Genomic DNA, 26,074 nt, shown 5'->3' with positions numbered 1-26,074 from the left:
CCTTAACCAGAGTACCCGTAATGATTCGGGTACTCTTTTTTATCCGAATGACAATGAGCAGAACAATACAACGGATTTGCCTTTTTCTTTTCTGCCTGCCAGTTTTCGGCAGTTGCATGAAATGGGATTACGGAGAGATGGAAGATTTCTCTGTATCGGCCTCTGGTCTTTTCATTACCAACGAGGGGAATTTCCAGTACAGCAATGCCACGCTTTCCTACTACGATCCCGCCACGTGCGAAGTGGAGAATGAAGTGTTTTACCGTGCCAACGGGTTCAAGTTGGGCGATGTGGCCCAGTCTATGGTTATCCGGGACGGTATAGGCTGGATCGTGGTGAACAACTCGCATGTGATTTTCGCCATCGACATCAATACTTTCAAGGAAGTGGGCCGTATCACAGGTTTCACCTCACCCCGGTATATCCATTTTCTGTCGGATGAGAAAGCCTATGTGACGCAGATATGGGACTACCGTATCTTCATCATCAACCCCAAGACATACGAGATTACCGGCTATATCGAATGTCCAGACATGGACATGGAATCGGGTTCCACCGAACAAATGGTACAATACGGCAAGTACGTCTATGTGAACTGCTGGTCGTACCAGAACCGCATCCTGAAAATCGACACGGAGACGGACAAGGTCGTGGACGAACTGACCATCGGCATACAACCTACTTCGCTGGTCATGGACAAATACAACAAGATGTGGACCATCACGGATGGCGGTTACGAGGGCAGCCCATACGGTTACGAGGCACCGTCTCTCTATCGTATAGACGCCGAGACTTTCACCGTAGAGAAACAGTTCAAGTTTAAGCTGGGCGACTGGCCTTCGGAAGTCCAGCTCAACGGTACACGGGATACACTTTACTGGATCAACAACGATATTTGGCGAATGCCGGTGGAAGCCGACCGTGTTCCCGTCCGGCCTTTTCTGGAGTTTCGGGACACCAAATACTACGGCCTTACGGTCAATCCCAACAACGGGGAGGTATATGTGGCCGACGCTATTGATTACCAGCAACAAGGTATCGTGTATCGCTATTCGCCGCAAGGCAAGCTGATCGATGAATTTTACGTGGGAATCATTCCGGGAGCTTTCTGCTGGAAATAACGAGGAAGGAGGACAAAAATGAAAAGACATCTTATTCTATTGTTCGTGGGGGTAAGCCTGCCCTTTCTGCTTGCCGCCCAGCAGAAAAATTCCGTCAGCATTACCAAAAGGGTACTACGTATTCCGGAGGTTACGGTGGTGGGCAAACGACCTATGAAGGATATAGGCGTGCAACGAACCCGTTTCGATTCCATCGCCATGAAAGAGAACATCGCCTTGTCTATGGCCGATGTGCTGACATTCAACTCATCCGTTTTTGTCAAGAACTACGGACGCGCCACGTTATCCACCGTGGCTTTCCGGGGTACCTCTCCCTCGCATACCCAAGTGACGTGGAATGGTATGCGCATTAACAACCCGATGCTGGGCATGACGGATTTTTCCACCATCCCTTCTTACTTTATCGATGATGCCTCGCTGCTGCACGGAACGTCATCGGTAAACGAAACGGGCGGCGGCTTGGGTGGTCTGGTCAGGCTCTCCACTTCTCCGGCCAACCATGAAGGGTTCGGGTTGCAGTACGTGCAGGGAGTGGGGTCGTTCAGCACGTTCGACGAGTTTCTCCGCCTGACCTACGGTGACAAACACTGGCAGTCCTCCACCCGTGTGGTGTATTCCTCTTCCCCCAACGACTACAAATACCGAAACCGGGACAAGAAGGAAAACATCTATGACGAGGACAAGAACATCATCGGTTCCTATTACCCGACGGAACGCAACCGCAGCGGGGCTTATAAGGATCTGCACGTCTTGCAGGAAATTTATTATAACACGGGCGAAGGCGACAAGTTCGGGCTAAACGCCTGGTATATCAATTCCAACCGGGAACTGGCGATGCTCAGCACGGATTACGGGAACGACATGGACTTCGAGAACCGCCAAAGGGAGCAGACGTTTCGCGGCGTCCTCTCGTGGGATCGCGTGCGGGAGAAATGGAAGGTCGGTGTAAAAGGCGGCTATATACACACATGGATGGCCTATGATTACAAGCGGGACAAGGGAAACGGCGAAATGGCTTCGATGACCCGCTCACGCAGTAAGATTAACACGTTCTACGGAAGTGCGGACGGGGATTATGCTCCTTCAGAGAAATGGCTGTTCACGGCCGGTGTTTCCGTACACCAGCATTTGGTGGAAAGCGCGGACAAAAATATCATCTCGCAGGAAGGTAACAAGGCTGTTGTCGGGTATGACAAGGGACGTGTCGAGTTTTCCGGTTCCGTTTCTGCGAAATGGCGGCCTGTCGATCGTTTTGCCGCCTCGCTTGTCCTTCGCGAGGATATGTTCGGTACGGAATGGGCCCCGGTTATCCCGGCTTTCTTCATCGACGGGGTACTGTCGAAAAAAGGCAATATCGTGGCGAAAGCATCCATCTCCCGGAACTACCGTTTTCCCACGCTGAACGACCTCTATTTTCTGCCGGGCGGTAATCCCGACCTGAAAAGCGAGCACGGCTTCACATACGACGTGGGGTTGTCGTTCTCGGTGGGGAAAGAAAATGTATATGCTTTGAGCGGTGGTATCAACTGGTTCGATTCGCACATCGACGACTGGATCATCTGGCTACCCACAACCAAGGGATTCTTCTCCCCCAGAAACCTCAAAAAGGTACATGCTTACGGGGCAGAGACCAACGCCCACCTTGATATAATGCTCGGAAAGGACTGGAAACTGGATATGAACGGAACTTTCTCGTGGACTCCCTCGATCAACGAGAGCGAACCGATGAGTCCGGCAGACCAATCCGTCGGCAAACAGTTGCCATACGTGCCGGAGTTTTCCGCAACGGTGACCGGACGTCTGTCATGGCGGACATGGAGCCTGCTTTACAAATGGTGTTATTACAGCCAGCGTTATACCATGTCGAGTAATGACTATACCCTGACGGGCTATCTGCCCCCTTACTTCATGAATAACGTGACACTGGAAAAACAGCTCTCTTTCCGATGGGCCGATCTGTCGCTAAAGGGCAGCATCAACAACCTGTTCGATGAAGAATACCTTTCCGTATTGTCCCGTCCCATGCCGGGCATCAATTTCGAGATATTCATCGGCATAACACCCAAGTTCGGAAAAAACAAAAATAGTAAACGATAATCTGCATCAATATGAACGCATTAAAGAATTTAAGCCTGATTTTGTTGCTTTCTCTGGCATTTACAGGCTGCCACAACAAAAGCTCAAAAATCAATGATTTCAACCTGCTGCTTTATGCTCCCGAATATGCCTCCGGCTTCGACATCAAAGGGGCGGGCGGGAAGGAAAGCGTACTGATAACCGTCAGGAATCCCTGGCAGGGAGCGGACAGTGTAACCACATGGCTGTTTATCGTCCGCAACGGTGAAGAGGTTCCCGAAGGGTTTGCAGGACAGGTACTCAAAGGAGACGCCAAACGTATCGTGGCGATGTCTTCCACTCATATCGCCATGCTTGACGCAATCGGTGAAGTCCGGTGTATAACCGGCGTTTCGGGAATCGACTACATTTCCAACCCAGACATCCAAGCCCGCCGCGACAGTATTGGCGATGTCGGCTATGAAGGGAACATCAACTACGAGTTGCTGCTCTCGCTCGATCCCGACCTCGTTCTGCTCTATGGGGTGAACGGCGCAAGCGCAATGGAAAGCAAACTCGAAGAACTCGACATACCGTTCATGTATGTCGGCGATTATCTTGAAGAGTCGCCTCTCGGCAAGGCCGAATGGATGGTAGTGCTTTCAGAAGTCACAGGAAAACGTGAGAAGGGTGAAAAAGCCTTTGCCGCAATCCCGGTCAGATACAACGCCTTGAAAAAGAAAGTGGCCGACAGTACCCTCGGCACTCCTTCGGTTATGCTTAATGTTCCCTATGGCGACTCGTGGTTCATGCCTTCAACCCAAAGTTATGTAGCCCGCTTGATTACTGATGCGGGAGGCCGCTATATCTACCAGAAGAACACGGGAAACGCTTCTATCCCCATTGACTTAGAAGAAGCATATCTGCTCGCGTCGGATGCGGACATGTGGTTGAACGTGGGAATGGCGAACTCCCTTGACGACTTGAAGGCATCATGTCCGAAATTCACCGATACCCGATGTTTCAAAAATGGAGAGGTGTATAACAACAACGCCCGTACCAACACAGCCGGGGGTAACGACTATTACGAGTCTGCCGTCGTGAATCCTGACATCGTGCTCCGCGACCTCGTGAAGATATTCCATCCTGAACTGGTGCAGGAAGAGTGTGTGTATTACAAGCAACTGAAATAGATGCGTTCCCGTTCGACTATATTATTCTCCATATTGATTACGCTCACGGTCGGTCTTTTTTTACTGGACTTGGCCGTGGGAGCTGTCAACATTCCGATCCGCGATGTATGGGCAGCACTGACCGGGGGAAATTGTTCCCGTGCCACGGAAAAAATCGTACTCAACATACGCCTCATAAAAGCTATAGTGGCACTGTTGGCCGGGGCTGCCTTATCGGTCAGCGGTCTTCAGATGCAGACCCTCTTCCGTAATCCTCTTGCCGGTCCCTATGTCCTTGGCATCAGTTCCGGTGCAAGTCTCGGTGTGGCACTTGTGGTACTTGCCGGGATCGGTTCATCAATAGGCATTGCCGGAGCAGCGTGGGTGGGTGCGGCTGTCGTGTTGCTCGTGATAACTGCCGTCGGACAGCGAATAAAAGACATCATGGTAATCCTGATTCTGGGCATGATGTTCTCATCGGGCGTAGGTGCTGTCGTGCAGATATTGCAGTACCTCAGCAAAGAGGAATCGCTGAAAGCCTTTGTCATTTGGACGATGGGGGCTTTGGGTGACGTCACCTCCGGACAACTTCTGATTCTTGTTCCATCGGTGTTTGCCGGACTGCTGTTGGCGGTACTGACCATCAAACCGCTTAACCTCCTGCTGTTCGGAGAGGAATATGCCGTAACAATGGGACTGAATATTCGGCGTTCACGCAGCCTGTTGTTTCTCTCGACAACGCTGCTCGCCGGAACGATAACCGCTTTTTGCGGTCCGATAGGTTTCATAGGTCTCGCTATGCCTCATGTCACAAGAATGCTTTTCCAAAATAGCGATCATCATGTCCTTCTGCCCGGAACAATTCTTTCGGGAGCATCGATATTGCTTCTTTGCGACATCATTTCTAAAATATTCACCTTGCCGATCAACGCCATTACAGCTCTATTGGGAATCCCAATCGTCGTATGGGTGGTTTTACGCAACAAATCCATCACCGCATGATAGAATTACAGCATTTTTCCATAGGTTACAAAGAAAACTCGTTGCTCCACGAGGTAAATGCCACGATAAAAAAAGGTCAACTGACAGCCCTTATCGGAAGAAACGGGACAGGAAAATCGACGTTGCTCCGCGCCATAGCCGGTCTGAACCGGTGTTATTCCGGAAAAATCATTCTCGACGGGCACGACATCGCCTGCATGAAAACCGAAGATATGGCAAAAACGCTGGCTGTCGTCACGACCGAGCGCACGCGCATCGCCAACCTGCGGTGCAAGGATGTCGTAGCCATAGGCCGTGCTCCTTATACCAACTGGATAGGTAGGATGCAAGAAACAGATAAGGAGATAGTCATGCAATCGCTCATTTCGGTGGGAATGGAGGCTTATGCAAACCGCACGATGGATAAAATGTCGGATGGCGAATGCCAGCGTGTGATGATTGCTCGTGCATTGGCACAGGATACTCCTATCATTCTCCTTGATGAACCGACTTCCTTTCTTGACATGCCTAATCGCTACGAACTTGTGGCGTTGCTTCGTAGGCTTGTCCACGACGAGAAAAAATGTATCATGTTCTCGACACATGAACTTGACATCGCGTTGTCCATGTGCGATTCGATAGCATTGTTAGATACCCCGAATTTAAGTTGCTTGACCGCGTCTGAAATGCAGAAAAGCGGATACATTGACAGACTTTTCCAAAATGAAAACATCCGTTTCGACTCCTTATGCGGTACAATGATTTTGAAACAATGAGTATATACACTGTAGAAAATTTTACTTCAGACATCACTGTTGAAGGATACATCGCCGAATTCCGTGACGAACCACATTTTCTTGAACTTTGCAAACAATGTACCAATTACGGTAAAAGTTGGGGGTGTCCTCCATTTGATTTTGATACGGAATCGTTTCTCCGACAATACAAGTATGCACATCTTATGGCAACGAAGATAATCCCTGAAGACAAAGATATTCCGATTGAATATACACAAAAACTCATTTTACCGGAACGGATACGAATCGAGAGCGAATTATTGGATATGGAACGGAAATATGGAGGGCGTTCATTTGCCTATATAGGTAAATGTCTTCACTGCTCAGATAACGAGTGTACGCGTAACTGCGGCACACCATGCCGACACCCGGAAAAAGTGCGTCCGTCACTCGAAGCCTTCGGATTTGACATAGCCAAAACGCTTTCTGAACTTTTTAACATCGAACTTCTTTGGGGAAAGGATGGCAAATTACCTGAATATCTTGTTCTCGTAAGCGGATTTTTTCATAATGAATACGAACTTTGCAACATAGCATACTAATGATTCGGACATGAAATAAACAGACAAACTAACCACATTCGGTTCAATCTGTTTTGTGATTTCAAATGAATTATAGTTAGATATGTAAAAAGCGACGCTGGAGCTTGAAATAAGTAACGGTTTATCGGTGTATTCTCCGTTAAACCGTCCTGTTTTCGTTAAACGAAAACACAACTTGCTGTCCGCAGGAGCGGACCACATTTATCCAATAATTATTGTGTATTAGCCCATTGTATGGCTATTCTCCTGTGATTTACGAGGCATTTCCATCAGGTGTTTGCCGGCTGCTCTCCCCATAAAAGGGTGGATATCTCTCCATAATCATATGACTTACGTCCATAATTCGGGAATAAGGAGGCGAATATACGGGAAATCTGCCCTTTACATGCCCTATTGTCCATTAATGGATTGTTACTTCTACACATCTACAAATGGAGAGCGGCAGTGAGCCGTATATGGTTTATGGTTTTTCTGCATTATCTTCATTAATGGATTACTACTTCTACACTTCTGCAAATGGAGAATGTAGCCGTGTACACCTTATGGTCTTCCTTCATAATTCTCCATTAACGGATTAATACTTTTACACTCCCATAGACCGATAATTTAAGAATCCGTATCCGGACGGATGCGCGCTCTCACGCCTGCCCATAAGGATTAAAAAGGAACGGTGGACAAGGAAACGGAATCCCGCTCGCTTTTCCACACCACTACGGGCCTCTGATGTCGCCTCCGCATAGGAAGAACCGTCCGAACGGAACGGCATCTCCGTCCCCCCCGTCATGTGTATCATGACAATAACTGACTTTGGATGACTATAAGTGACAGGTGGTTTCATCCTGTTCTCTTCTTCCTTTATTTTGTATTCCGAGACAATACCAGTTGTGTAATTTAATAATTTAAGATTTTAAAATATGGATTCAGAAAAGGAAAAGAACCGGCTTTCCGATATCGTTCTCGAGAGGGTCGGACTCACGGGGAACCTTCTGTCAGCTCCCGTTTCCCCATCCCTGGAACCAGTGGTGGAGATACCAAGTCATGGAAGTCAGGTCCGGGCAGGGAAAGTGACAGGTCCGGAGGAATACAAGAGGAGGTTTCTGGTTCCCGCTCCCAGAGCCGCTGAGTGGAAGACCGCCTACATTGATGGGAGACTGCACCGCCGGATCGCCATGCTGGTCAGGGCCGCCGGCTGCGGCAGCATCTCCGGTTTTATCATCCGGTTGTTGGAACTCCATATGGAGGAACACAGGGAGGACATCGCCTCCCTGCTCGGTGAGGTCTACCGTCCCTGGGATGAGGACGGACAGCCGGGAGGAACACCTCGCCGATAAAACGTTGTCATTGTCCAAGAAGGCATATCATGACAGGAAAGAACGTAAAAGAGCGGATTGGTCTTGGCGGGATGGACGCGGACCGCATCCGTGAGATCATGGGGGAAGCGCCTGCCTGTCCCCGGAAGAGACGTGGAACGTCCGGTAACGACATTATACGTCCCGCAAGGAAAAATGGCCCCATGCAACCGTCCGTCTACGGGGAGGAATACCTGCATGGCATTGCGGGCGTGCAGCGTCGGTCGCTGCATATTCCCGCCGCCCTGCACCGGAAACTGTCCATCCTGGCGGGAGCCTCGAGAAACGGAAAGGTCACTCTGGAGGGGTTCATCAACCACCTTGTCTCGCGGCATCTGGAAGAATACAGGGAAACGACGGACATGATTCTGGAGGAGTCCCTGCCCGGCCGGTCATAAAGGCTCGTCCCCCATGACAGGGGATCTCCCCCGATGGGAGCATTATTTTTGTTTCTGAAACAATAGTGTTTAACTTTTAATGAAAAAGAAGTATGATGAAAAAAGAAAAAGAGTTGTTGGTTGCCATCGCCAGCCAGAAGGGTGGCGTGGGAAAATCCGTCTTTACGGTACTGCTGGCCAGTGTCCTGCATTACCGCAAAGACGTGCGTGTGGCGGTTGTGGACTGTGACTCCCCGCAGCACAGCATCGCCCTGATGCGTGAGAGGGACATGGAGAATGTCATGAAAAATGACGACCTGAAGGTGAACCTGTACCGGCAGTACGAAAGAATCCGTAAGCCTGCCTATCCGGTCATCAAAAGCGACCCGGAAAAGGGGGTGGAAGACCTGCGGCGTTATATGGACGAAAAAGGGGAGACTTTCGATATCGTGCTCTTCGACCTTCCCGGAACGCTCCGCAGCGAGGGGGTGGTTCATACCGTTGCCGCGATGGACTATATCTTTGTCCCGCTCAAGGCGGACAATATCGTCATGCAGAGTTCCCTGCAGTTTACCAAGGTGCTGGAAGAGGAGCTGATCGCCAAGGGGAACTGCAACTTGAAAGGAATCCGGCTGTTCTGGAACATGGTGGATAGAAGGGGACGGAAGAATTTGTATGATGCCTGGAACCGGGTCATCCACAGGATGGGGCTGCGGCTGCTGTCCTCACACATTCCGAACACCCTCCGCTACAACAAGGAGGCGGACCCTGTCTGTAAGGGTGTCTTTCGTTCCACGCTGTTTCCACCCGATCCCCGTCAGGAGAAAGACTCCGGCCTTCCTGAACTGGTGGAGGAGATATGCCATGCCATCGGTCTGGAGGAATCCGATACCGAGCGGTAGCGGATGATAGGATACAGACACCTTGAATAAGGGCTTTTAGCCTAAGATAAAGTAAGATAATTGCATGATAATAAGTTTTTTACAGATGTGACTTCTCCTATAAAAGCATTACCTTAGTAGTGTAATGTGCGCCAAGAGGTCACACAAGTAATTGTTCAGCATCGTGTCTGAACCTATTGTTCCATCAATAGTAGCCTGAAGAGGCGTACGTGACTGGCAACGGTCGGGTGCGAAGCCCTCTTGACAACGACGTTCCAACCTAAGCATCATAGGCGAAGAATGTCAAAGCTGACTGATATGAGTAACCTAAGTGAATCGCCGTACCATCGTGACTATGAATTAGCTCACGGATATTTATGGGCCATTCCAAAAGGCAAGCAGTCAGGATAGTACGCTGTTACATCGTGCTACACGGATGTCGCACTGCTGGTGGATAGGCGGAGTCTAAGTCGGTCGTCAGTTATTTGTGCGAAACTTGGTAAGCCCGTATCTCTCCCGTCAGCCAATAACCGATGGGTGGCCAATTGTAAGAGCGGCCGAATGAGGTGCGGGTAAAGGATTGTGGAGAAAGCGAATGCCATGGTGTAATGCCCTGGATAAAGGTTTCAACGTCACCCTACGCGAAAGCGGGCAGACTTCCACAGGGTAATTCTTTGTGAAACGAATTGTAGAACTTCAAGTATAAAGAAACAGCAAAGGAACAAGGCGCAAGCCGAGTGTGCATCTTCAGCCGGACGCAAAACCGTGTGGAAAGGAATAGACTTCGCACGATGCGAACGTAAGGTATCAATCGTTCACTGACTGCTATGTTCGGTATTAATGCAGACTGAATCCTTAATCATTTATCCAAACTCTTGAAATATCAAAGCCTGATTTAAGTGCAGATAACTGATAGAGTTTGGATAAATGGAAAGTTTGAATAAAATACATTATTATCAATTTCTACAGATATTTTTCCTTGCGCTCACACCCCACTGCATATTTGAGAAAACAGAATGATTTAACATACTATTTTTCATATCCAATCTTTTTTAATACTCCCCATGATAATACTCACTATAAAAAGTCCAATCGAATAATTTTACGCGGTGATAAATGAAATTAATAGAAAGCGATTACCTTTGAAGAAAAAGTCTGTAATTTGGTCAAGAGAAAAGTACAATAGGTCAAAACATGGATATTATAATTCGCTTTATTTGCACTACCATTTTAAATCTAATTGTATTAATCCTTATTATAAACTTTAATATCTGCACTATGAAGAGAAAAGTACTATTAAGCACATTGTTTCTAATACTACATTTCACTGTAGCATTAGCACAGCAAGTAACTATTTCAGGGCAAGTGTTGGATGAGAAGAGTGAACCTCTTATCGGTGCCACGATAAATATCGAAGGTACCACCAATGCAGTAATCACCGATTTAGAAGGAAAGTTCACGATAAAAGTACTTCCTTCTGAAAAACTGGTCATCAGTTATCTGGGATATAAGCCCAAAACTATCACTATCGGAAAGAACCGAAGATTTGATATCATTCTAGACCCTTCAGTCACAGAGATGGATGAGGTGGTTGTTGTAGGCTATGGTAGCCAGCGAAAAAGTGATATTGCAACCGCCGTTGCTTCTGTGAATATAAAAGATATTGTAAACAGTAGTTCTACGCAGACGTTGCAAGCACTACAAGGCAAAATCAGCGGAGTACAGATTATCCCCACAGACGGTTCATTGTCAAGCGGAATGACTTTCAGAATCAGAGGTGTCAACTCCGTCACAGGAGGAACCCAGCCTCTCTTCGTCATTGATGGTGTACCAATGCCTACTCAACAGATCACCAATGAAGATACCGAAACGGTAAACAATCCTCTGCTGGGACTGAATCCAAATGATATTGAATCCAATTTGAATTATTGGAATCCTCGTCCTATCAAAAAGGATAATCCATATTTGACCGTCCAAAGGAAGCTCTCTCCACAGACTGTGGAGGATTTCGCCAATAGACTGTTCATCTACCAGGTAGGAAAAAACAATCATATCGGCTTTCCATTCCGCAAACCCTCCCAGATGGAAATCCTTAACTTTGAAATGAGGAACTATTTTGCAGAGACCAATACCAATTATAAAGCCTTTGCCACGGGTGGTGACAAGGCACAAAGCTGTTGGATGGCCAATTTTGTTCCTTTTGACAAGGTTACAGACATATATCTCTTTGAATCCGCTATTGACGCAATGAGTTTCTACGAAATAAACCATTATACTAAAGAAACCACATGCGCATTCATAAGCACGGGGGGATATGTCACCAAATCCCAAATAGAGAATATAAGCCGTATATTCCCATCTGATAAGGTAAAGTGGAATTGTTGCTATGACAATGATGCCAGCGGTAATGGTTTTGACATCACCACAGCATATTATCTCAAAGGTGAGGAATGTAAAGCTTTTGCAAGGACCAACACTGGAGACACATATAAGACCATCTATTTAAGTTTCCCGGATGGAAACACACAGACCTTCAAAGAAGATGCATTTTCCTCCGGCGAGTATCTTAAACAACATGGTATAGACAATGTAAATATCATCAAACCTTCACGGTACAAAGATTGGAATGAGCTTCTTGTCTATTACAAAAGATTTGATTTGAACCTGGGTCCAGGAATGAAATTCATCCCGGCTATCGAAAAGACCATATCCCAACTGAATCTAAGAGGATATGAACAATTGGCCAATAGTATCAGTTCTTCCACAAAAGAACTGGTGGATTCTCTGCTTGAGCAAGCCAATTACTGCATTTCCGCACCTCTTGCCGAGAGCGGCGCTTATACTCTTATGGTAGACTGTAATATCTTCATGGGGCTGGACACGATGGTACCGGTACCAAGCAACTTATATGTTATAGAAAAGTGCACGCAAAAAAAGATATCGGCACATGCCATAAATGAATTTCTTAAAAAAGAATATATAAACATTTTTAGAGACATGAGTTCATCTGATTTCAAAAATTTTCTAGAGAAAGACATCCTAACTTATACAAAGGGTGCTGTAGAAAAGAATTTTGAGAAAGTGATATTGACTTTCGGATGGAGCCTTAAACCTTCAATTCTAAAAAAAAAGAGTTTTGACTTAGAACATGGTATATAGCATAACAATACAGCATGATACCATAATAGTAGCTGTTTCAAGCAGACATGTTGTCACAATTCCTGCCAGGTTTAATGGAATGATTCTCGGGCTTTGGAACTTGATACAGATTTTCGTTGCCTACTGTAATGAGAATCCGAATTGGGTGAGTAATGTCCGGTCACTGTGGGGTGACCGATTCAAATAGGGACAGGTATGGAACGGATGCCTATTCATGCCCCTATTATAGCTGACACATGGACTTTTATACATTCTTGCACTTTTTAAGTGGGTAAAAAAGTACTATTTGTATTTTATACAAAAAATTGTTTGCTTAATGAAATGGAACATACATTGCCAATGATATTTAATACCTATATATAGGTATTAGATGCGTTTTTATACCAAAAAAATGGTATTTTTATAATCTTTTGTAATATCTAATTTTGCGTCCTAAAATAGATCTTTTATCGAAGAGAGATACAGTTTCCTTATATTTGAACTGGGGCTTCTGTAAAGTGCGATAAATATGAGGCTGGAACGGAGCTATCAGAAGAATTTTGGAGAAAATCCGTTTTTTAACTTAGTTAGATCTATCAATGAAAATATAAGTATTTATCTGCGTTGTATTAAGATATAGCATATCAGAACTACAACCATCCCGTTTTTTATTTAGATTTGCAGTTTGCTTTTAATCACTCAAGATCCGTATTACTATGTATGGAACTTAAATAAAGTACTAATATATATTGGATTTTCCTAAATATAATGCAGTTGCTATATTGTTAGACAACAGACGGTTGAGGTCTGTGAGATTATGCAACGGCACCAACAAAAACAACATGTATTTTTAATAATTTTAGTTTTGTTACACACAATGGTTTGTTTTAATTTAAAATTTACATATAATTTTGCATTATTAATAAATATGATGTTACTTATGAAAAAAGGTATTTTGGGGTGTAATATTATATACTTGTTTATACTTATTTGCATAGGAATTGCCCTCCCTATCAAATCGCAAAACAATTACAAAGTAAAACTTACAGGCACTGTTTATGAGTACGACCACAACAACAAGCGTTTGCCTTTAGAATTTGCAGCTGTGTCTATTCCTGAAATTGCACTAGGGACAACCTCTGATGAAAATGGTAGATACATACTGGAAAACGTACCTACTGGTAAAATTCGTATGCAAATTCAATATTTGGGCAAAGTCTCCATTGACACCTTAATAAATGTAAATAAGGATTTGGTTCTTAATTTTACAATGAGGAATGAGGATTTTAAGTTGAAAGAAGTTACAGTAACTGCAACCAACAGCCGTTCAGGCAAATCCACATCTTCTCACATTTCCCGCTCTGCTATGGACCATATGCAAGCGACCAGTTTATATGATGTAATGTCATTGATGCCAGGTGGAATTTCACAGAATCAAGATATGAGTTCGGCACAACAGATTAACATCCGTCAAGTTTCCAGTTCCAGTGGTCCGGAAGCTCCGATGAATGCTATGGGCACCGCAATAATTCGTGATGGTGCCCCCATCTCAAATAATGCTAATCTATCTGCGATGAGCCCTACGGTATTAAGTGGTACGGAAACACCCGCTTCATTGGCCGGAGGTGCCTCGCCGGCTGGTGGAACCGATGTTCGTAGTATTTCTACTGAAAATATAGAGTCTATACAAATCGTTCGTGGTATCCCTTCTGTTGAATATGGTGATCTGACCTCAGGAGCAGTAATTATTAATACAAAAGCTGGTCGTGAGCCGCTACGTGTCAAAGCAAAAGCCAATCCCAATATCTATCAGGTGTCTATGGGAACCGGTTTTGAACTTGGAAAAAAGAAAGGCGCTTTAAATGTAAGTGCAGATTATGCTTATAATACGAATAATCCAATATCCAGTTACCAGCACTATCAGCGTGCCACAACAAAGTTGCTCTATTCAAATACTTTCTTTAATAATAAGTTACGTACCAATTCCAGCTTTGATTTTATTTATGGTAAGGATCAACGTGAACGTAATCCTGATGATGAACAAACTAAAACAGCTTCGGAAGGCCGCGATATAGGTTTTACTTTGAATACCAATGGTACATGGAATATAAATAAGGGCTGGTTAAAAACACTACGCTATGTATTGTCAGGTACGTATATGGATAAAGACAGTTATTATGAAACCGTATACAGTTCTGCTACATCTCCTTATTCCATGACCACTACAAACGGTGCGGTACTTAGTAACTTTGCAGGTCAGCATATCTATGATGCCAATGGTAATCAAATTACTAATTTTGGACCGGAAGACATAAATCATTATGCTGTTTATCTACCAAGCAGCTATTTGGGACACTATGAGATCGATAGTCGTGAAGTTAATTTGTTTGCTAAAGTGACGAGTTCTCTATTCAAGGCGAGCGGTCATGTAAACAACCGCATCTTGATTGGTGCGGATTTCCGGAGTGACGGTAACGTTGGTAAAGGAAAAACTTATGACCCAAGTACTCCTCCTTATCGTAGTCAATACGGTCATAATTCATCTTTCCGTCCACGTAACTATAAGGATATTCCTTTCATTAACCAATTTGGTGCATATGTGGAAGATAATTTCAAATGGTCCATAAGCGGTACGCATGATTTGAACATTCAGGCTGGTGTGCGTTATGATCATACCTCAGTAGTAGGAGGCATTTTCTCGCCACGTGTAAATGCATCCATTGATTTGATTCCGAATCTATTAAGTCTTCAGGGAGGTTACGGTATTGCTGCAAAGATGCCTTCTCTTCTCTATTTATATCCAGAAAATGCATATTTTGAATATATCAATATAAATGAGCTTACCAATGAAAATATTCCGGAAAGCCAGCGCTTGTTTATGACTACCACAGAAGTTCGGCAAGTAGATAACTCAGATTTGAAGATTGCCCAAAATCATAAAGCAGAAGTCGGTTTTAATTTACGAGTGGGTAAAACCAATCTGAATGTAATAGCTTATAAGGAGCGTCTGAAGGATGGTTATGTAATGAGCCAAACCTTCAACACCTTCAATACATTTATCTACAATGAATACCAGCGCACAGAAAACGGGATAGAGCTTAGTAGTAGCCTACCGGTATTGTCTACTTATGCAAAACCAACTAATAATTTAAATATAGAAACTAAAGGTTTAGAATTTGATTTGAATATCGGACGTATTGATGCTATCCGTACGGCCTTCCAAATAAATGGCTCATGGATGCGTACTAAGAGTTGGCGTCAGGGTTATAGCTTCTATGACAATAGCGAAGATGCTGCTTCAGCCCGTAAACCGGTGGCCATTTATTCTCAAGAAGGCAATGCAAGTTACAAACAACAATTTGTAACGACTTTACGTGCCACTCACAATATCCCGCGTATCGGTTTTGTTGTTACGATGACAGCACAAGCTATTTGGCAGCAGTCTAATTGGAATACATTTGGAAACGATTCTATACCTGTGGGCTATTTAGCATTGGAAGATGCGTCTGTAAATATGTTTCCCAAGGGGAAATATACCACTACCCAGCAAGTAAAGGATGCAGGATATGGATATATGTTGAATAATGTAAGTCATAATAATGCTATAAAAGAATCATACAGTCCTTATTTTTGTTTTAACTTGAATGTAACTAAAGAAATTAGCAATATGCTACGTGTTTCTTTCTTTGCCAACAATATGTTCAGAAGTTATCCGCGCAGAGAATCCAAACGTAATCCGGGTTCATATATTCAATTGAATAACCGATTTTTCTTTGGGCTGGAATTATCACTCACTTTATAATGTTTAGGAAGTTATGAAAAAATATTTAATATATTTGTTTACATTGGCAAGTACCCTTTTGATAGGATGCGATTCGTTCAGGGACATGTCTGGCACAGCAGAAGTGAATCCTATCACAGTGGATGTATATTTGGATATTACCGTTGAAAATATATCCACACTGAAAGATCTGACTGTAAAGTTCGACAATTACGATGAAGATTTACATTATGTAAAAGAAGTAACTGATAATAGTGTGAAAGTTGACGGAATTATCCCCGGAATTTATTCGGTAACAGTATCCGGTACAGCGATCGATACAGAAAACAATGAATACTACATCAATGGCAATTCTGTAAATGCGGCATTATTTAAGCATGGTAGCGCATTGAATATTGAAGTACAAGGGCTTAAAGTGAGCCCATTAATATTCAAGGAGATTTATTATTGCGGTAGCCGTCCGGAAAAAGGAGGAGTCTATTTCCGAGACCAGTTCTATGAGATATACAATAACTCTGCTGACATTTTGTATTTGGACGGTATTTATTTCGCAAATTTAACTCCGGGTACAGCTACCACTAAATTACCTATTTGGCCGGAAGCGGACGGTAATAATTATGCATATGGAGAACGTGTGTGGAAATTTCCAGGAAATGGAACCGAATATCCGTTAGCGCCAGGTGAATCTTGCATCATTTCTCAATTTGCCGCTAACCATCAGTTGGACATCTATAACCCTCAAAGTCCTATAGACGGCAGTAGTTCTGAGTTTGAGTTTAATATGAATAATCCAAACTTCCCTGACCAGGCAGCTTATGATATGCAACATGTTTTCTACCAAGGAAAAGCAGAGATGGGAAGTATACCACAATATTTGACATCCGTATTCGGAGGTGCTTATGTGATTTTTCGTGTTCCTGAAGGAGAAGCTTGGGATCCGGTCAACGATGAAAATATGAAGACAACAGATCTTAGCAAACCGAACAGCAATGTTTATTATGCAAAAATACCTATTAAATATGTATTGGATGCTGTTGAAGCAGTAAACAATGAGTCAAAGATGAATGCAAAACGTGTCCCCGGTGTACTTGATGCAGGTATTACTTGGGTAGGAGCTACTTATTGCGGTTTAGGTATTGCTCGCAAATTGTCCACAGACGAAGAAGGTAATCCTATTATTCGCGAAGAAACAGGTACATATATATATCAGGATACAAACAACAGTACGGATGACTTTGAACGTGGCGTTGTTCCTGTAATGCGTCGTAATGGAGCAAAAATGCCTTCATGGAATCACACATTGTAATAATTAACTAAAAAGACAGAACAATGAAAAAACAATATATGAACTATATGAAAAGCTGCCTGCTGGTAATGATAGCCTGCCTTGTAAGTATGGTGGGAGCGGCACAGGGCTTCTCTCCCGCCGCTATGGAACAATTGAAAACAAGACGACTATGGTCTCATTCACAGAATGCTGCCGGTATGCCATTCGATGATATTCAGAATTATTCGAATGTTATATTGGGATATGACTTACAGGACGGAAACTATTGCCGTCCGCAAGAGGGGCAGAAAGAGGCTATCGTAGGTGTATCCAGTGAAGGCTTTATCAATCTGAAAAATGCATATGTGTGGGGAGCATTTAATTTTGCACAAAAAAATCTGACAGATGCCGGATATAACGCCTCCATTGCCGATCCATTCAGGGGAATGCCTTACTATGTCGCAGACCAGCACTTAAGCAAATGGAGAAATCAATATTACGATCTGAAGTTTCGTGCAGCTACTCCTTTACTTGGTAATCATTGGGCATTGGGGTTGGAAGGTAATTATGTAGCTACATTAGCTGCCAAACAGCGCGACCCGCGTGTGGATACCCGTTTTTATACGCTGGGACTGACGCCGGGGATTACTTACAAGTTGAATAATTCACACAAGTTTGGTGCAAGTTTCAAGTATAGTTCTATCAAGGAAGACTCAAGAATGAGTAATGTCAACTCTTATGTGGATCAGGACTATTATATATTATACGGTTTGGGAACAGCCATAAAAGGAATAGGCAGCGGTGTAACCAGCAATTATATTGGAGACCGTTTCGGTGGAGCTCTCCAGTACAACTTCAGTATGCCCTCTTTCAATTTACTGCTTGAGGGCAGTTACGATGTAAAAGCGGAAACTGTTCAGCAGAGCTATACGACTCCTAAAAAAATAGCCGGTGTAAAAGATAAAACTGCTCATGTTTCTTTAACGATGATTCAGGAAGGAAAGGACTATACCAATTATATGAGAACCACATATACAAATCGTAACATCGATGGTATTCAGTATATTTCTCAACGCGATAACTCTGAATCACAAAGTGGCTGGGTGGAATTATATAATAACATCCGTTCTACGTACAAGGCACAAACCGCTTCTCTTAATTATGCATTAAGCAGAAACCGCGGGAATGAATATAGTTGGAAAGCAGAATTAAATGTGAATTATACCAAGCAAGACGATGAATATTTAATGCCTAATTCTGTACAGAATGCAGAAAATTTATCTTTAGGCTTAGGTGGCAAAAAAAATTTTGTTTTAGGCAATAGTTTGAATCGCAGGCTTTTAATAGATGTTCATGTTGCGTATAACAATAATCTGGGAGGTGAATATGTATATGGTGGCAGCCATGCAGACTATCCAACTGTAACCGAATTACAACAAGGGCTGACTAATTATTATACCTGTGATTACTATCGTATTGGCGGGTCGATAACGTATTCGCAACAAGTCAGAGAAAACAGACGTATGAACTTATTTGCAAAAGTTGTATTCGATCGTGTAAATACCTCTGACTATGATTATGATGGGCGTACTCATTTATCGATAAGTTTAGGATGTAATTTTTAATGCTACATAACGAAATCTATATTACAAAACATGCGTAAATTAATAACTGGAAGTTTGATGCTCTGCAGCATATTATCTCTGCGGGCACAGACATTTGTTAAACCGGCTGTGAAAGTAAAGGACACCTCTTTTGCTGTAATTACAGATAAAGGGACATTTCAGGCTTGTGAAGCCGAGCTTAAAGCCTATCAGGAGATTCTAGGAATGGAAGGGTTGCCTACGTTCATCGTATACAATGAATGGAATAAACCGGAAGATGTAAAGAAAGTTATTGTTAAGCTCTACAAAAAGGATAAATTGGAAGGAGTGGTATTTGTCGGTGATATCCCTATTCCAATGCTCCGCAAAGCCCAGCATATGACTTCCGCTTTTAAAATGGATGAGAAAAACAATGACTGGAGAGATTCTTCAGTGCCCAGCGACCGTTTCTACGATGATTTCGACCTACAATTCGATTTTTTGAAACAGGACAGTGTCGAAAATAATTTCTTCTATTATAATTTGGCTATAAAATCTCCACAGCAAATTCGGTGTGACATATATTCTGCACGTGTCAAAGCTGTTGATAACGGCGAAGAACCGCATGCGCAAATCAGCCGCTATTTTAAAAAAGTGGTGGCTGAGCACCAGATAAACAATAAATTAGACCAATTCTTCTCCTATACAGGTGATGGCTCTTACTCTAACTCATTGACTGCATGGACACCGGAAACCTTTACTATTCGCGAACAAATGCCGGGCGTATTCGATAAAGAGGGACGGGCCCGTTTCATCCGTTATAATTTCAGCGATTATCCCAAGGACGATGTCATTAATATGCTGAAACGCACAGATCTGGACTTGTCTATTTTTCATGAGCATGGTATGCCCGAACGTCAATATCTTTCCGGTAGTCCCGCTACTAATAGGTGGAATGCTCATGTAGATGCAATGAAGTACTATTATCGTGGTTTAGCGCGTAGAAAGCAAAACAACAAAAAGTCTTTCGACGAAATGCTGGATATGATGAAAAACACATACGGTTTGGACACTACTTGGATTGCAGGCTATGATGATCCCAAAGTAATTGCAGAAGATTCTTTACTAGACCTGCGCACCGGTATTATCCTGTCGGAAGTTACAGAGTTTAAGCCTAATAGCCGTATGGTAATTTTCGATGCATGCTATAATGGTGATTTCCGGGAAAAAGATTACATTGCCGGACGTTATATCATGTCGGAAGGAAAATGCGTAACTACTTTTGCCAATTCAGTCAATGTACTGCAAGATAAAATGGCAAACGAGATGCTCGGCCTGTTAGGTATGGGAGCACGAGTGGGGCAATGGGCTAAATTGACGAATATTCTCGAATCGCACATTACCGGTGACCCTACTCTACGTTTTCAATCTATCAATGAGGTAGATGCCAATGCTTTGTTCAAAGAACCATATAGCGAGTCCCGCATGTTGGAGTTATTACAGTCGCCCTATGCCGACATACAGAATTTTGCTTTGCACAACCTTTATCGCAATGACTATCCGGGTATTTCTGATTTATTAAGAAAAACTTTTGAAACTTCCTCGTTCATGATGGTACGTTTCACCTGCTTGGCATTGCTTGAGAAGATTAGTGACAAAAACTTCCGGGAAGTCTTACACTTGGCCATTACGGATTCCTATGAATTTATTCGTCGCACCTCTGTTCGTATGATGCAACATGTGGGACTGAACGAGTATGTTTATCCGCAAATCAAAGCCTATGTAGAAGACAACCTATCCGAGCGTGTGGCATTTAATGTGAGTTTGGGGCTTCAAGTCTTTGATCAGGCAGCCGTACAGGCGGCAATTGATAAAGTAATGGCTGAGACCTATGTGTTGCAAGACAAGGAGGAGATGCGTAAGGTTTTGGAGAATGCCAATAATAGTCGTAGCATGCAAAAAGAGTTATTAAGCAAAGAAACTTCCGAACGTTGGCGCATCCTTTATTGCAATTCTCTGAAAAATCATATGGCACATGCCTGTGTAGACGGCCTCTTGGCTTTACTTACCGACTCCAGTGAAAGTGAAAAGCTAAAAACCTGTTTATTGGAGGCTTTTGCTTGGTTCACTCATTCTTATCGGAAGCCTGACATCCTTCGGGTATGCGATCAACTGAGAAAAGATAAGAGCTTATCCGAGAACCTTCGTGAAGAAGCCGACCGTACATATTACAGACTTAAAAATTAATTGGCCATGATTAAAAAAATAATATATCTGGCATTTCTTTTGCCATTGGCAGGAAATGCACAAACAACAGTCATAAAGCCATTGGTCAAACAACCTACCGCTTTTGCTATCATAACAGATAACCAAACTTATGCAAATACCAAAGATGCCATGCATCAGTACAAAACTGCGGTTGAAGATGATGGTTTGGCAACTTATCTGATCAGCGGTGACTGGCAAAATCCAGATCAAGTCAAACAGATAATCATCAAAACATATCAAGAATGCCCTTCATTGGAAGGTCTGGTTTTAATCGGCGATGTGCCTGTCGCATTGGTACGTAATGCGCAACACATGACTACTGCATTCAAAATGAATGAGAAAGCCTTTCCTTGGGATCAGTCTTCCGTACCTACCGACCGCTTTTATGATGATCTGAACTTAAAGTTTGAGTTCATCAGGCAAGACTCAGTAAATCATCAGCATTTCTACTACAAATTGACAGAAGACAGTCCCCAGCGGCTAAATCCTACTTTCTATTCAGCTCGTATCAAGTATCCGGAAAAAAAGGAAGGGGATAAATATGCGGCCATTGCCTCATATCTGAAGAAAGCTGCTGCTGCCAAGACAGATAAGCATAATCAATTAGATCGGGTATTCTCATTCAATGGTGCTTCTTACAATTCCGATTGCCTGATTGTATGGATGGATGACGAAAAAGCTTATATGGAGAACTTTCCATTAGCTTTTGGTCGTCAAATGGGATTCAAACATTGGAACTTCCGAATGAAACACCCTATGAAATATAAGTTATTCAGCGAATTGCAACGAAAGGACCTTGACTTATTTATGTTTCATGAACATGGAATGCCAACAGGGCAGCTTATTAATGATGAATTGGCATGCACTGATTTCAATAATCGTTATAAAATGTTGAAGAGTACACTTTATAATGCAGTCATGTCCCATGTTGGAAAACGTGACAAAGACACCTTACGTATTCAGATGCAGGAAAAACGACAAGTGAATGAGGTGTTTTTTAAAGACCTGGACAATCCTAAGTTCTGGGAAGCAGACTCTCTTCACTACGCTGATGAACGTATCGTAACGGAAGATTTAATGAAGAGAAATCTTTCCACTAATCCGAAGATGATAATGTTTGATGCGTGCTACAACGGTTCTTTTCACGAAAACGACTATATAGCAGGACAATATATCTTTAATGACGGTCAGACATTAGTAGCACAAGGAAATACCCGTAACGTATTGCAAGACCGCTGGACTATTGAAATGATTGGTTTGTTGTCCCATGGTGTACGAGCCGGGCAATACAATAAGCTAATCGTATCACTTGAAGGTCATTTGTTTGGTGATCCCACTTTCCGTTTTGCTCCTATCGAAGCCAATACTTTAAGTACCGATATAACAATACACAAAGATGACAAAGCCTATTGGAAGAATTTGTTAAACAGCCCATACGCTGATGTACAAAGTTTGGCCATGCGTATGCTGGCTGACGCCGATACCCAAAAGGAATTATCTCCGTTGCTCCTGAAGAAGTACCGGGAAAGTGGCTTCAATACGGTTCGTATGGAAGCTATCAAGTTGTTGAGCCGTTATCAGGACGACAACTTCATCGAAGCATTACGCGAAGGTTTGAACGATACTTATGAAATGGTAGCTCGCCAAAGTGCCATTTATGCTGGATTTGTAGGTGACGATTCCTTATTGCCCGCTATTGTGGAAGCATTGGTCGAACATAATGAACGCTTACGCGTACAAATGAGTGCCAACAAGGCTTTAAGCCTTTATCCGAAAGAGAAAGTAGAAAAGACAATAGAAGACTTTTATGCAAAAGTTGACCGTTTGAATGAAAACGAAGAGAAAAAACGATTACTAAGAAGCCTGGAAAGAATGTTTGTACAAGAGGCAAAAGTCCATCAGACCTTGATGGATGTAGCTGCACCGGAAGCAAAACGTATCAGTGCAATCCGCAATGTGCGTAACTATACATTCCATTTCCACGTGGATGATTATTTGAATGTAATTCGTGATGCCGGTAATCCACAGGAAGTACGTGTAGTAATGGCCGAAGCATTAGGTTGGTTTACTAATTCTGTACAACGGCCACACATTCTTGAAGAAATAAAGAAGATGCAACAAACAGCCAATCTTCCGGAAGATTTAAAAGCAGAGCTTGAACAGACAATCAAAAGATTAAGTTTATAAATATGAATAAATACATCCTTTTGGCAATTACCGCTTTGTGCTTACAGGATATGCAGGCGCAAACAGTTGTACATCCTAGTATAAAAACAAAGACTACTTTTGCAATTGTAGTCGATCAGAAAAGTTATGATGAAGCGAAAAGTGAAATTGATGCTTATCGTACCAGTATAGAAAAAGAAGGTTTAGGTACTTACTTGCTAATTGATGATTGGAAAAGGCCCGAACCTATTCGTGAGCAACTTGTCAAATTGCATGAGAATGAGAAAACGCCTTTGGAGGGTTGCGTATTTATAGGTGACATCCCTATTCCAATGATTCGTGATGCACATCATCTATCTTCGGCTTTCAAAAGGTCTCCCAAAGCCAATTGGCAGAAATCAAGCGTTCCTTCCGACCGTTATTATGATGACTTCGGATTAAAATTTGATTATATTAAACAAGACAGTTTGATACCTGACTATCATTATATGACATTGCGTGCTGATTCTAAACAGTATATTTCACCGGATATTTATTCGGCCCGTATCCGTCCATTACATTTAGAAGGTGAGAACCGTTATCAGATGCTACGCGATTACTTAAAAAAGGCAGTTGCCGAAAAAGCAAAGCAAAATGCATTTGACCAACTGACTATGGCCCGTGGCCATGGTTACAATTCTGAAGATCCTTTGGCATGGAGCGGTGAGCAAATAGCCTTACGTGAGCAATTGCCGCAAATATTCAAATCGGGTAATACAGTGAAGTTCTATGATTTTAACATGCGCTATCCGATGAAACCATTATACTTGAACGAGATTCAGCGCGAAGGATTAGATGTCATGCTATTCCATCACCACGGTGGCCCCACCATGCAGTATATCAATGGCTATGAAAATGGTTCCGGTATTAATTTGAGTATTGAGAATGCCAAAATATTCTTGCGAAGCAAAGTGCCTTCATACGCCAAGAAACATGGGCGTGAAGCTGCTATCAAAGAATATGCCAAGCAGTATGGGGTGCCTGAAAGTTGGTGTGCGGAAGCTTTCGATGAGGAGAAAATAAAATCGGATTCCATTGTAAACCGTAATATGGATATCTATACTGAAGATATTCGTCTTTTGACTCCTAATGCGCGTTTTATATTGTTCGATGCTTGTTTCAACGGTTCTTTCCATTTGGATGACAACATTGTAGGCTCTTATATATTCAATAAGGGTAAGACCATTGCTACTATGGGATGTACGGTTAACACCATTCAAGATAAATGGCCGGATGAATTTCTCGGCTTGTTAGCTGCCGGTATGCGCATCGGGCAGTTCACTCGTTTTACCTGCTTCTTGGAAAATCATCTGATCGGTGACCCGACTTTTCACTTCACCAATAATGCCGGGCTGGATATGGACATCAACCAAGCTTTAGTTGCGCAGGAAGGAAATGTTACATTCTGGAAAAAACAGCTGAATTCCCCTATGGCTGACATGCAGGCAATGGCGCTCCGTCAATTGTCAATGGCAAATTATAGTGGTCTCGTTGAGTTGCTGAAGAAAAGTTACCACGAATCGAACTATTTCGTTGTGCGGTTGGAAGCATTACGCCTATTAGCTTTGAACTATCCGACAGAGGTTGCCGATGTATTGCAGACAGCCATGAACGACAGTTATGAACTGATCCGTCGTTATGCGGTGGAATACGTTGAAAAGAATTGCAATCCGGAATTGTTGCCGGCATGGATAGAAAGCTATTTATTACGCGGACATGAAAACCGCCATCGTTTCAGAATTTTTAGTGCTATCAACACGTTCGACCATGATATGGCTTTGAATGAATTGAAGAAACAGGCTGCCGATTGGTCTTTCTACGATTCTTCCTATGTGAATGAATTGTTAGAATACCTTCCTCGCCAAAAGAAAGGACTTGAAAGAGATTTTGCACTTATTGACAGTCCGGAAAGTACTACCAAACAGATACAAAGCGAAATAAGTAGGTTCCGAAATAAACCTATTGCTAAAGCTATTGAGCCATTACTGAACATTATAAAAAATGAAAGCCAAGAAGAAGAACTTCGCATATTGGCTGCTGAAACATTAGGCTGGTATAATTTATACTATAATAAAGCAGATATAATCAAAGAACTTAACACATTTAGAACTTCCAATCAAAAGCTAATGAACGAAGTTACCAAAACAATTAATAGGCTGAAAAGTCAAAATAGGTAGAATCATCCAAACGATGAGATAGACCGGATCCAAAGGGCGGTTCTGCCATTCCTGAGCAGCCTGGTTGACTTTGTTCGTGATGATGGAAATAGCTGATGTGGACAGTTCTATCTCATAGATTTCACGCATCTCCTCTTCTATGTCTGACACGCTCATTCCTTTGGCATATAGGGAGATAACAAGTTTTTCTTTAATATTATCGACACTATACAGGGACATTCAGTAAATGTCTATAGTATAACTCCTCAACCAGTTCCAGACACCAATCATTAAAACAGGGATATTCCTAAAATAATAAAATTTAAGGCAACTAATTCATTGCGAGTTAGTTGCCTTTTTTGTATCTTTAAGCATTCCCCCCAAAAAACGGTTTGACGGCC

At 43.1% G+C, this 26,074-nt stretch carries 18 protein-coding genes and 1 pseudogene; 16 read left to right on the top strand and 3 right to left on the bottom strand.

The genetic code is table 11. The features are described 5' to 3' along the window. Window positions 1-20 precede the first annotated feature (20 nt). From AB5217_RS18660 to AB5217_RS18635, 6 genes are read left to right on the top strand one after another with little or no spacing between them, the layout of a single operon-like run. A complete protein-coding gene (locus AB5217_RS18660; RefSeq protein ID WP_004293828.1) occupies window positions 21-1,121 on the top strand; it encodes a YncE family protein in 1,101 nt (366 codons plus the stop codon). An 18-nt stretch (window positions 1,122-1,139) separates the two neighbouring features. Beyond that, window positions 1,140-3,218 (top strand): TonB-dependent receptor plug domain-containing protein, encoded by a 2,079-nt coding sequence (locus tag AB5217_RS18655; protein ID WP_004311295.1) that lies wholly within the window; start codon window positions 1,140-1,142, stop codon window positions 3,216-3,218. An 11-nt stretch (window positions 3,219-3,229) separates the two neighbouring features. After that, complete coding sequence (locus AB5217_RS18650) at window positions 3,230-4,369, top strand: ABC transporter substrate-binding protein (protein WP_004289233.1); 1,140 nt, start codon at window positions 3,230-3,232, stop codon at window positions 4,367-4,369. Next, window positions 4,370-5,350, top strand: a complete 981-nt coding sequence (locus tag AB5217_RS18645; RefSeq protein WP_004311292.1) for a FecCD family ABC transporter permease — start codon at window positions 4,370-4,372, stop codon at window positions 5,348-5,350. After that, window positions 5,347-6,105: an ABC transporter ATP-binding protein gene (locus AB5217_RS18640; protein WP_004289235.1), complete on the top strand. Its 759-nt coding sequence runs from the start codon at window positions 5,347-5,349 to the stop codon at window positions 6,103-6,105. Before AB5217_RS18645 ends, AB5217_RS18640 begins: the two co-directional genes overlap by 4 nt. Further along, window positions 6,102-6,668 (top strand): DUF2284 domain-containing protein, encoded by a 567-nt coding sequence (locus AB5217_RS18635; protein WP_004289236.1) that lies wholly within the window; start codon window positions 6,102-6,104, stop codon window positions 6,666-6,668. The genes AB5217_RS18640 and AB5217_RS18635 overlap by 4 nt, the downstream gene beginning before the upstream one ends. Before the next feature lie 583 nt (window positions 6,669-7,251). Here AB5217_RS18635 and AB5217_RS18630 read toward each other — a convergent pair. Next, on the bottom strand, window positions 7,252-7,461 hold the full coding sequence (locus AB5217_RS18630; protein WP_005829337.1) for a hypothetical protein: 210 nt from the start codon (window positions 7,459-7,461) through the stop codon (window positions 7,252-7,254). Between the two features lie 121 nt (window positions 7,462-7,582). On the opposite strand from AB5217_RS18630, the gene AB5217_RS18625 reads away from it, so the two are divergent. The 3 genes from AB5217_RS18625 (at window position 7,583) to AB5217_RS18615 (ending at window position 9,296) form a co-directional block, all read left to right on the top strand. Next, window positions 7,583-7,999 carry a DUF3408 domain-containing protein gene (locus tag AB5217_RS18625; RefSeq protein WP_004327094.1) on the top strand — a complete coding sequence of 139 codons (417 nt, stop codon included), beginning with the start codon at window positions 7,583-7,585 and terminating at the stop codon, window positions 7,997-7,999. A 29-nt stretch (window positions 8,000-8,028) separates the two neighbouring features. Beyond that, the gene (locus tag AB5217_RS18620) at window positions 8,029-8,415 is read left to right on the top strand and encodes a DUF3408 domain-containing protein (RefSeq protein WP_008766285.1); all 387 of its coding nucleotides are present in this window, start codon (window positions 8,029-8,031) and stop codon (window positions 8,413-8,415) included. Between the two features lie 92 nt (window positions 8,416-8,507). Further along, window positions 8,508-9,296 carry a ParA family protein gene (locus tag AB5217_RS18615; protein WP_004311277.1) on the top strand — a complete coding sequence of 263 codons (789 nt, stop codon included), beginning with the start codon at window positions 8,508-8,510 and terminating at the stop codon, window positions 9,294-9,296. Between the two features lie 108 nt (window positions 9,297-9,404). Here AB5217_RS18615 and AB5217_RS18610 read toward each other — a convergent pair whose 3' ends face one another. Beyond that, window positions 9,405-9,566 (bottom strand): hypothetical protein, encoded by a 162-nt coding sequence (locus AB5217_RS18610; protein ID WP_153862836.1) that lies wholly within the window; start codon window positions 9,564-9,566, stop codon window positions 9,405-9,407. Window positions 9,567-10,553: 987 nt separating this feature from the next. Here AB5217_RS18610 and AB5217_RS18605 point away from each other — a divergent pair. The 7 genes from AB5217_RS18605 to AB5217_RS18575 all read left to right on the top strand — a co-directional run bounded on the left by AB5217_RS18605 (window position 10,554) and on the right by AB5217_RS18575 (window position 25,694). Continuing rightward, window positions 10,554-12,434: a carboxypeptidase-like regulatory domain-containing protein gene (locus AB5217_RS18605; protein WP_004327093.1), complete on the top strand. Its 1,881-nt coding sequence runs from the start codon at window positions 10,554-10,556 to the stop codon at window positions 12,432-12,434. Between the two features lie 910 nt (window positions 12,435-13,344). Continuing rightward, on the top strand, window positions 13,345-16,215 hold the full coding sequence (locus AB5217_RS18600) for a TonB-dependent receptor (protein ID WP_004311273.1): 2,871 nt from the start codon (window positions 13,345-13,347) through the stop codon (window positions 16,213-16,215). A gap of 13 nt (window positions 16,216-16,228) precedes the next feature. Beyond that, window positions 16,229-17,500, top strand: coding sequence for a DUF4876 domain-containing protein (locus AB5217_RS18595; RefSeq protein WP_004312956.1), 1,272 nt, complete (start codon window positions 16,229-16,231; stop codon window positions 17,498-17,500). Between the two features lie 23 nt (window positions 17,501-17,523). Continuing rightward, a complete protein-coding gene (locus tag AB5217_RS18590; RefSeq protein WP_004327091.1) occupies window positions 17,524-19,086 on the top strand; it encodes a DUF6850 family outer membrane beta-barrel protein in 1,563 nt (520 codons plus the stop codon). 30 nt (window positions 19,087-19,116) lie between these two features. Then, window positions 19,117-21,291, top strand: coding sequence for a HEAT repeat domain-containing protein (locus AB5217_RS18585; protein ID WP_005651733.1), 2,175 nt, complete (start codon window positions 19,117-19,119; stop codon window positions 21,289-21,291). Window positions 21,292-21,297: 6 nt separating this feature from the next. Further along, on the top strand, window positions 21,298-23,499 hold the full coding sequence (locus AB5217_RS18580; RefSeq protein ID WP_032845369.1) for a HEAT repeat domain-containing protein: 2,202 nt from the start codon (window positions 21,298-21,300) through the stop codon (window positions 23,497-23,499). Between the two features lie 2 nt (window positions 23,500-23,501). Beyond that, complete coding sequence (locus tag AB5217_RS18575; RefSeq protein ID WP_004311265.1) at window positions 23,502-25,694, top strand: hypothetical protein; 2,193 nt, start codon at window positions 23,502-23,504, stop codon at window positions 25,692-25,694. Between the two features lie 3 nt (window positions 25,695-25,697). Here AB5217_RS18575 and AB5217_RS18570 read toward each other — a convergent pair. Next, a pseudogene (locus tag AB5217_RS18570) lies at window positions 25,698-25,871 on the bottom strand (transposase); the annotation flags it as partial. Window positions 25,872-26,074: the final 203 nt, after the last annotated feature.

It is taken from the genome of Bacteroides sp. MSSM.1001136sp1_RTP21357st2_D2_RTP21359_211015, assembly GCF_040913205.1.
GTDB classification, from domain to species: domain Bacteria; phylum Bacteroidota; class Bacteroidia; order Bacteroidales; family Bacteroidaceae; genus Bacteroides; species Bacteroides ovatus.
This window is presented reverse-complemented; position numbering and strand designations above follow the sequence as displayed.